7 protein-coding genes are annotated in these 9440 nt (G+C 39.2%); 1 reads left to right on the forward strand and 6 read right to left on the reverse strand.

Features of this window, described 5'->3' with window-relative positions:
* Positions 1-22: 22 nt before the first annotated feature.
* On the reverse strand, positions 23-595 hold the full coding sequence (locus C1E99_RS15080) for an adenylate kinase (RefSeq protein WP_202863385.1): 573 nt from the start codon (positions 593-595) through the stop codon (positions 23-25).
* Complete coding sequence (locus C1E99_RS03640) at positions 592-1083, reverse strand: GNAT family N-acetyltransferase (protein ID WP_105206612.1); 492 nt, start codon at positions 1081-1083, stop codon at positions 592-594. The genes C1E99_RS15080 and C1E99_RS03640 overlap by 4 nt, the downstream gene beginning before the upstream one ends.
* 298 nt (positions 1084-1381) lie before the next feature.
* Here C1E99_RS03640 and C1E99_RS03645 point away from each other — a divergent pair, with 298 nt between their 5' ends.
* Positions 1382-2914 (forward strand): ATP-binding cassette domain-containing protein, encoded by a 1533-nt coding sequence (locus C1E99_RS03645; protein WP_105206613.1) that lies wholly within the window; start codon positions 1382-1384, stop codon positions 2912-2914.
* A 77-nt stretch (positions 2915-2991) separates the two neighbouring features.
* Here C1E99_RS03645 and C1E99_RS03650 read toward each other — a convergent pair whose 3' ends face one another.
* From C1E99_RS03650 to nt5e, 4 genes are all read right to left on the reverse strand, one after another.
* On the reverse strand, positions 2992-4272 hold the full coding sequence (locus C1E99_RS03650; RefSeq protein WP_105206614.1) for an O-acetylhomoserine aminocarboxypropyltransferase/cysteine synthase family protein: 1281 nt from the start codon (positions 4270-4272) through the stop codon (positions 2992-2994).
* 933 nt (positions 4273-5205) lie between these two features.
* On the reverse strand, positions 5206-5694 hold the full coding sequence (locus C1E99_RS03660) for a YkgJ family cysteine cluster protein (RefSeq protein WP_105206616.1): 489 nt from the start codon (positions 5692-5694) through the stop codon (positions 5206-5208).
* 533 nt (positions 5695-6227) lie between these two features.
* Positions 6228-6875 (reverse strand): Maf family protein, encoded by a 648-nt coding sequence (locus C1E99_RS03665; protein WP_105206617.1) that lies wholly within the window; start codon positions 6873-6875, stop codon positions 6228-6230.
* A 48-nt stretch (positions 6876-6923) separates the two neighbouring features.
* Positions 6924-9146 (reverse strand): cell surface ecto-5'-nucleotidase Nt5e, encoded by a 2223-nt coding sequence (gene nt5e / locus C1E99_RS03670; RefSeq protein WP_153060153.1) that lies wholly within the window; start codon positions 9144-9146, stop codon positions 6924-6926.
* Positions 9147-9440: the final 294 nt, after the last annotated feature.

The following is a 9440-nucleotide window of genomic DNA, read 5'->3' on the forward strand; positions in this document are numbered from 1 at the left end:
TAGCGTCAAAAAGCCCTACGACTTAACAAGACACCTCTACTTTATCATAAAGAAAAAGTAGTGAGTACTTTCTCCCGTCGGAGATTTCCTCACTACTAATCTTAGTATGTTTTAGTTGCTCCAAAAAATCGTTAGCCTCTTTTCTGGATGAAAATATATAAATTTCCTTGTCCTTATAAACGGACAGCAGATTGAAAATATTGGGGCGAACCTGCGTTCGAAAATTCTTTACGAACTCTAACAATTTTTCATCAACAGTCATCTCAATCCATGCCATATCCACTCTCGGTTTGCCAACACGACTGTATAGACCTTCCACGCACACTCCTTCTGGATAATCTAAAAATAGTATCGTATCACAAGCCGCCATTCGAAGTTCATAAGTTCCCCTATAATTACCATCGATAATCCACTCTTCTTGCCTTAATACTTCTTCTTGACGAGCTTGAAAAACTTCCCTAGCAACTGTTGTCTTATCTGCTAACCAATTTAACTGGTCCAAATGATAGAGGGGGAGTCCTGTAATTTCTTTCAATTTCAGTGAAAAGGTCGATTTTCCAGCACCAGGGCAACCAATAATCATTACTTTCTTCATACTGTTAACCTATAGGACCAACCTTTCTTTTTCTTTTCAACTGCTTCAAAACCACATTTCTCAAATAGTTTACGGGATCCCGTATTCCAGTCATAAATTTCTTCGACAAGTATTTCCTCAAGCCCCACTTCCCTTGCACGTTCTACCATTCGCTGCAATACCTTGGTTCCAATTCCTTTGTTCCAATACTGCTTATCTCCAATGGCAATGGCAAAATCATCTGCAAACAACGTCACATCACCAATTGGGATAAACTGTTCATCTTCAAAAATTTCAATAAAGTAACATTCTCCATTTGTTGCCAAATAGCCATACATACGATTGAGCCGATCCAAAGTATAAGGTTCCTTATTTCCATCAACCAGCCAGACTAATTCTAGATCTTGGTGCCATTCAAAAGCAAAATCATGCTGACCATCATACCGACGTAAACGGACTTGTTTGTCTATTTCTAAAATTTCTGCTTGCTCAATTCCAGTGATTGCCATTTCGGATCCTCTCTCATTTACAATAAATTCATTTTAACATATATATATTGAAATCTATGAATATTATAGCACGCTGATTGACAAGATTCTATCAAAATGCTATACTAAAACAAATAAAGCATTGCGAGGTAAGGAGAAATGGACAATAACAAGTAAACTCAATTTAAGTTCGATACTTATTTAGTAGTTTTCTTGCGTCCATTTTTCTGTTCCCTCTATTCCTTGAATAGGGTCTTTTTGAGCGGATGCCGACACACTACTAAATAGGTAGTGTGTTTTTTCTTGTAAAGGAGGCCTTATGCTACTAACCACTCAACACCTAACCCTCGACCATCAAAAAGATTTGAGAAATCTGGTTCATGACCTAAACCTCATTGTCAACCCCGGCGATAAAATAGCCATTATCGGTGAAGAAGGAAATGGCAAATCCAGCCTATTACTAACCTTAATGGATTCAGCTCTTGTCACAGATTACCTACTCCTATCAGGCGGCATTCAACGATATTTTCACTCACCAGTCTATATTCCCCAAAGTCTTCCACTGGAAATGGCAGAGCTAACCTTGAACGACTACTTCTTTGGAGATATGGACAGTGACATTGATTACGGCCTACTCTACCTCTATGCTGACCAGCTCCAGTTTGACAGTGAGCGATTTGCCAGTCAACAATTGATTGGAAGCCTGTCAGGTGGCGAAAAATTAAAAATTCAGTTAATCAAATCTCTAGCAACTCCATCTGATATTATTTTTCTGGATGAGCCGTCTAATGACTTGGATTTAGATACCTTACTTTGGCTTGAAAACTATATCATCACGAGCCCAAAGACCATCCTATTTGTTTCTCACGATGAAGACTTTCTTAGTAGAACAGCTACAAAAATCATTCACCTTGAATCTGTTAAAAAGAAAACACTTGCTCAAACCAAGGTTGAAGAACTGGACTACCAGGATTACGCATTGAAGCGCCATCAAGCTTATCAGAAGCAGGTCCAGCAAGCTCGGAATGACCAAAAAGAATTTGACAAAGCCATGAACAAGCACCTACGTCAAAAATCACAGGTTCGTCATACCTTGCTCAACACCCATGATGCCACACTAGGACGGCTCATAGCCAAGAAAATGAAGAATGTCTTATCACGTGAAAAACGCTATGAAAGAATGAAGGAAAATCTCACACAAGTTCCTTTTCATGAGGATGCCATTACCCTCTTCTTCTCAGACATTTCACCACTACCAGCTAGAAAACAAGTGCTTCACTTAGAAAACTTCCAATTGAACATTGAAGGGCGACAATTAGTTCAAAATATCCATTTCAACTTAAATGGACAAGAGAAAATTGGCATCATTGGACAAAATGGAATTGGTAAATCCAGCTTTCTAAAGATCATCTATCAGAAACTCAGGCAACGAGCAGATATAAACTTGGGCTACATGCCCCAGCACTATACAGAAGTCCTTGATGAGTCTAAAACTCCACTTGATTTTTTATTAGAAAATGGCAATCGTGAGCAGGAACAACTTATCTTAACACATCTAGCCAGTCTGCAGTTTACACGACAAGAAGTTCATCACAAGATCTGTGAACTTTCGGGGGGACAAAAAGCCAAGTTACTCTTGTTAAAAATGGTTCTTGATCAAGCCAATTTTCTCTTATTAGATGAACCCAGTCGAAACTTCTCTCCCACTTCTCAGCCATATATTCGTCAACTATTTGCCGATTATCCAGGTGGTTTGGTATGCGTATCACACGACAGACGCTTTTTGAAAGGAGTTTGTCAAAGAATCTACCGACTAACTGAGAATGGACTGGAAGAACTGGAACAGATATAAAAAAGGAAAATGGCACACACGCCAAATTTCCTTTTATTTATTCATAAAGAATGAAGCCATACTATTCGATTCACAACCTATAATTTATCAAGAGCAAGTTGCAAATCTTCAATCAAATCATTGATATTTTCAAGACCAACAGATAGGCGGATTTGATTTGGTGTGACCCCAGCAGCAAGTAAATCTTCCGGAGCTAACTGAGCATGCGTGGTTGTAGCTGGATGAACTACTAGTGATTTAGCATCGGCAACGTTTGCTAGATTAGAAAAGATTTCCAAACTATCAATAACCTTACGCGCTTCTTCTGCTCCGCCTTTTACTTGGAAAGAGAAAATAGAGCCAACTCCCTTAGGCAGGTACTTATCCGCCAAAGCCTTATAAGGACTATCTGGAAGTGATGGATAATTGACCGACTCTACCTGAGGATGGCTAAGTAAAAAGTCAACAATTTTTTCAGCATTAGATACATGACGCTCTACACGGAGAGACAAGGTTTCTAACCCTTGCAAAAGCAAGAAGGCGTTGAATGGAGAAAGCGCAGCACCTGTATCACGAAGTAATTGTACACGAACTGCAACAATAAATGCTGCAGCACCAATATCACGAGTATAACTAATGTTATGATAGCTTGGATCTTCTTCAACAAATTGCGGAAACTTACCAGATGCCGCCCAATCAAACTTGCCGCTATCGACAATCACACCGCCAATGGTCGTACCATGACCACCGATAAACTTGGTTGCTGAATGGACGGCAATATCAACACCATGAGAAAATACATTAATCAAATATGGGGTTGCGAAGGTATTATCTGAAACAAGCGGGATGTGGTAGGTGTGTGCAATTTCTGCCAATTTTTCAAGATCAGGAATATTGATAACAGGATTTCCCAAGGTTTCAATAAATACCAGTTTTGTATTATCTTGAATGGCAGCTTCTACTGCTTCAAAGTCATCAATATCGACAAAGCTTGTTGTAATACCATAGCGAGGAAGTGTTTCTTTGAATAGGTTAAAAGTCCCGCCATAGAGTGTCGTTGCCGCCACAATGTGATCGCCAGCATGTGCTAATGCTAGAATAGTGTATGTGATGGCTGCCATTCCTGAAGAAGTGGCCAAGGCACCAATGCCACCTTCTAAAGCAGCCACACGATTTTCAAAAGTAGAGACCGTCGGATTCGTGATACGAGTATAGATATTCCCCGGTTTACGTAAAGCAAATAAATCTTCTGCTTCTTGAGCATCTTCAAATACGTAAGAAGTCGTTTGATAAATAGGTACTGCGCGTGATTTTGACGCGGGGTCAACTTCCTGTCCAGCATGGAGTTGAAGGGTTTCAAATGAAAATTCTCTAGTCATAAAGGTACTCCTTTGGTCTTTTTCTGTATTTTACCTTATTTTTACCACCTTGACTAATACTTAAATATTAGAGAGATGTATAGTTAAAAACTATAGCCAAGAATCAGTAATTCTAGAAAAATCTAAATCATATTCCTTGAATAAATTAAGGACAAAATTTACAATAAAAATATGAATACCTTAATAGAATATATCGGTCCGATTATCTTCATAGTACTGATAATCTCTTATAGCATCTATCGCAGATGCCATCCTAAAAATATGGACACTAAACAAGTACTCAAATGTCCAAAATGTAATTCGGTTAATCTAGCAAAATACACACCAAAAAAACAGGGCTATTCTCCTCGAGATGCAATTATTGGACATGCTGTTGGAGGGAAAAACGGCGCAATATTTGCCCTTCTTTATGAGTCTGAGAAATCCCATTTTCATTGTCGTTTTTGTGGACATCGTTTCGCAGTCAAAGAAAATCGATTCGTAAAAGAAATGTAATATTCAAAGTTTTGATTCCTGCTTCATTACTATCTCTATATTTCATTTTCACCTTATGAACAGAAACTCCCCCGTATTGAAAAATCTCGTCTTTCAAATACGGGGGAGTTTTGATATTAAATTCTAATACAATTTTTTCCGCAATAAAATTGTTTATACTTCATTACATCATAACCATTAAAATAATAGACAACTACATAAATGAATTGGCGACTATGGTTATCAATCTTATCTCGTGACTTAATATTCTGTCATTGTCAAGGTTATAAAACTAGTTGATTCTGAATCGAACTAGGTTCAAATTGAACTAGCAAAACTTCCAACTAACCACAATTAGGCTATTGGTTAAAAAGCATAGATAGGTATGTCCATTTGAGATTAAGACCATATAATCGGAAGTACTTTATACATGACTTAATAAAGCTCAATCCTAAAGAATTAAATTCTCTCCCGTAATTTTTCAACAAAGAGATAGGCTGCGGGACAGATTAGGGTATTCTTAATTGTGAGATTATTGATTTGGTAAATTTTCTTGCGGTCTGTATGTGGAAATTCTCGACAGGCTTTGGGACGAGCATCGTAGATACTACAGAGATTATCGCCTCCAAGGAAGGGACAGGGCATAGCTTGAAATACCTTATCTCCATCTTCGTCCACTCGTAAATACATGTCCTCAAAAACAGGCAATTTCATACGCAAGTGTTTGGCAATACGTGTAATATCTGCCTCAGTAAAAAGTGGTCCCAACGTTTTACAGCAGTTAGCACATTCTGTACAATCAATTTCCGAAAAAACCTCTACGTGAATATCTTGAACTATTCTATCCAAGTTTTTAGGCGCTTTCTTCTTAAGATTGGCTAGAAATTTCCGATGTTCCCCCTGTTTCTGCTGGGCCAATTGCTTGTATCTTTCAATATCAACAGTCATAATCTCTCCTTTTCGTCCACTATTATACCACAAACGAATGCTTAAGCTCTGCTATTTTTCAAAATGCTGAGCTAATTTATATCATCACTTAATAAGGCTAGTGTCAACATCTCAGCGCAGTGGTTGATTGGCTCTAACAGTCCAGTGGAGTGAAACAGTTTGGGGAACTGTTTCAGACTGAGCCTAAAAATGAAAAAGCGAGGTAAAAAGGTTGGAGATAAGATTTGCAAAGCAAATCTCAGCAATTCTCGTTTCACACTCCAAATCTGACCTTTACTATTGTTGCGAGCAGAGTTCGCCTTATTTCAAACCTCAAAAGGTTCACTGAACCTTTTGAGCTGTGCGGGGTGGGAGGTCAAACAGTCAGAGTAGTGACTGTTTGAGTGAGGAAATAAAACAAACGAAGTTTGTGTCAAAACAGTCCAGTGGAGTGAAACAGTTCGGGGAACTGTTTCAGCTAGTCACCTAAAAATAAGAAAGTGACCATTGTAGCCCGAACCTATTGTTTGGAAGTGAAGAGAACAATTTTTAGATTAGTAGAGTTCTTTCCTACTCCCAAAAATCCTGCGGGACACTTCGGATACAGGCAGTCCAATAATGGTGTGAATATCCCCTGAAATACTGGCCACAAAGCGCGGATCTAGTTCTTGAATGCCGTATGCACCTGCCTTATCGAGTGGTTGTTTATCATGGATATAAGACTGAATCGCTTCTTCCAAGGCTGGATAATAGTCCACAAAATCAATCTGTGCAAGCGTATAAAAAATATCTAATGAGCGATTCGTTCGTAGACATACAGATGTCACCACATGATGACTCTTTCCAAAATAGGAACGAAACATCGTTTCAGCTTCTTTCAAATCTTGAGGCTTATTGAAAATCTGTCCATCTGATACGACAATGGTATCCGCAGATATGTAGAGATGGCCTGGTAATAAGTCAATATCTGACTTGGCCTTGGAAATTTCACAACAGGTTTTTGCAGCTCGAGTTAAAAATTCATAGGCAGCAAATTCTTTCATAAACCGCTCTTCAATTCCTCGCTCATCCACTTTCACTGAAGCAATTTCTGGCTGTAAAAATTCAAGCAATTGTTTGCGTCTTGGTGAATTGCTAAGTAAAACGAAAGTAGAAATCTCAGGCTGTTGACCTTCTTTTTGATACTCAAATATTGTTTGCATAATTCCTCCAGTCAAAAACAGAGTCCGAAGACCCTGTTTTAAAAATACTTAATTAACTTTACGACGACGAACTGAAACAGCTAAACCTGCAAGTCCAAGTCCAAGTCCAAACAAGCTGAGTGTTAATCCAGATTGTTCTCCTGTATTTGGCAATGTGTCTTTACCAGTAGATGCTGTAGAAGCTGTCGCAACTTTCTCAATTCCAGCTACAACCTGTTTAGCTTCAGCAGGTTTAGCCACTAAATTGATCACTTTCTCTTCTGCTTGCCCAGCTCCTGCAACTATTGATGATTGAGCATTTTTATCTGGATTTGTTTGTGGAGCTGAAGGAACAACTTTATCTGGTTCAGTCGGATGAGAAGGTTTGTTGCTTGTTGAAGTACCCTCAGACTTTTTCACAGTGTCTGGGTTTGAGTTAGCATCATTTGGATCCGTTTCTGCCAATACTTCAATGTAGTCAGGGTATTTATCACCATCTGTATCCAAAGTAGAATTAACAGAAACTAGGCGTGAGTTTGGATTTACCACCTCATAAACTGACAAATCAACTGTTTTTAGGTAGTCTGCAAAGACGCTATCCATTGAAGGACCTTCTTCACGGGCACCGCCGAGCATGGTATAGCCATCACCACCAGCTGCTAAGAAATCGTTGGTTGCTAGGTAGTATGTTTTTGTTGGTTCTAATTCTTCGTATAGACCAGTTTCTGGATTGAGAATACCAATCAAGAGAACACGTTCTTCTGCTGGTAAGGTCGTATCATAGAATACTTGGGCACCTGAAATGTGCAAGAAGCCACCACTTGCTTCCAAAAGTGGAAGTCCGTTTTCATCCAATACAGGAGCACCTGTTTCCTTATCTGCTTGTAGAGTAGCAGACAAAGACTTGGCAAACATATCAGCAATTTGCTGACCAGTCACAGTGATTTGAGAAACGATATTACCAAACGGCAAGACAGCAATAATATCACCTTTTGTTACAGGCTGGTCCTTGGCAATAGTTGCACGGAGTCCGCCACCGTTTGTTACAGCAAGGCTTGTTTTGTTTGAGAAACCTGTTTGACCATAAGCGTAAATAGCATCTGTCACTGCATTACCCAAGTTGGTTTCGCGAACACGAACGTTTGAACGATCACCATTCAATTCAACATGATTATTCTCAATAACAACTTGAGCATTTTCAGCTTCGTACTTGGCTTTGATTTCAGCAACAAGTGCTTCGATTTTGGCATTTGGAGTAACATTTTTAGCTTCAGCAGCTGAAATGAGGCTAGCTTCACCAAGCAACCAGTTAGATTTCAAAGATACTTTACCGATGTTGTTCAGGTATGAACCTGTTTGGTTGTAGGTAACGTTGTTGCCATAGGTTGTTGACTCAACTGTATGAGAATGCCCGTCAATCACGATAACACGTTTTCCTGCCAATTTGCTATTTTCAGAAAGAGCCTGTGCTAAGGTTGAACCTCTCCACTCAACTGGTGTTGTTGAATCAACACCCAAGTGAGCAAGGATGATATAGTTATTGTAAACTCGGTTATCGGCCAAAGCGCGAGCTTCAACTTCATCAATGACTTTGTTGACCTCAGTGATTGGATCAGTAAAGGTAACGCCTTCAACGTTTTTAGGATGCGTTTTAGTAGCTGTTTCTGGAGTCGTAACACCAATCACAACGAACTCGTCACCAACAATAGTTGGAGTTTTATCTACGATTGTTGAAGCCTCAAAAACACGCGCCCCATCAACATAGGTATTGGCACTCAAAAGTGGGAAATTAAGCGTTTCTTTGTACTTGATGGCCTGGTCCATGCCAAAGTCAAATTCGTGGTTACCGACTGCCATAGCATCATAACCAACTTCATTCATAATATTGGCACGATCTTCACCCTTAGTAGAGTTTGAAATCGGTAGTCCTTGGAAGGCATCTCCAGCATCCACTACAATTGTATTTTCAACCTTTGCACGTTCTTCCTCAATAACCGCAGCTGCTTTTGCATCACCAATCACAGACTTCTCTTCAAGAATACGACCGTGGACATCATTGGTGTGGATGATTACCGCTTCAACAGTTTCTTCCGCAACAGGGACAACAGTTTCCTCCGTTGCTACGTTTTCAACTGACGTTGCTGGTACCGTAGCAGTTGCATCAGTCGTTGCTGGCTGATTGGTTGTGGTAGCTGCAGTCGTTGTCTCAGCAGCTTGCACTTGTTGAGCCAAAACAAATGGAGCCAACAAGAGCGTAGACATAACCGGTAATAAGAAATTTTTCTTTTTCATAAATAGACCTTTCTTTGGCATTTTTTATATCTCTATTATACACTTTTTAACAAAAAACAAAAACATTAAAATCGCTTACACAAAAATATCGTTCAGAAAAAGCGAATTAGTTTCCTAACTCGCTTTATGTATATTGATTAAAAATGGCTCTATAATTTCTGTAGTGGGTAAATCCACTGTAGAGATTATGGAGCCTTTTTGAGTATATACAAAAAGTCCCATATGACCTATAATGAAAAGCAACCACACTCACATTAGAAAGACTCATATGGAACAACTTTATCATACCACAGA

This window comes from Streptococcus suis (assembly GCF_002964045.1).
Classification (GTDB): domain Bacteria; phylum Bacillota; class Bacilli; order Lactobacillales; family Streptococcaceae; genus Streptococcus; species Streptococcus suis_U.

Excerpts from the sequence above, each read along its gene's own strand:
- C1E99_RS03665 (WP_105206617.1), bottom strand. The coding sequence starts at position 6,875 with ATGCAAACAATATTTGAGTATCAAAAAGAAGGTCAACAGCCTGAGATT.
- C1E99_RS15080 (WP_202863385.1), bottom strand. The coding sequence starts at position 595 with ATGAAGAAAGTAATGATTATTGGTTGCCCTGGTGCTGGAAAATCGACC.
- C1E99_RS03650 (WP_105206614.1), bottom strand. The coding sequence starts at position 4,272 with ATGACTAGAGAATTTTCATTTGAAACCCTTCAACTCCATGCTGGACAG.
- nt5e (WP_153060153.1), bottom strand. The coding sequence starts at position 9,146 with ATGAAAAAGAAAAATTTCTTATTACCGGTTATGTCTACGCTCTTGTTG.
- C1E99_RS03640 (WP_105206612.1), bottom strand. The coding sequence starts at position 1,083 with ATGGCAATCACTGGAATTGAGCAAGCAGAAATTTTAGAAATAGACAAA.
- C1E99_RS03660 (WP_105206616.1), bottom strand. The coding sequence starts at position 5,694 with ATGACTGTTGATATTGAAAGATACAAGCAATTGGCCCAGCAGAAACAG.
- C1E99_RS03645 (WP_105206613.1), top strand. The coding sequence starts at position 1,382 with ATGCTACTAACCACTCAACACCTAACCCTCGACCATCAAAAAGATTTG.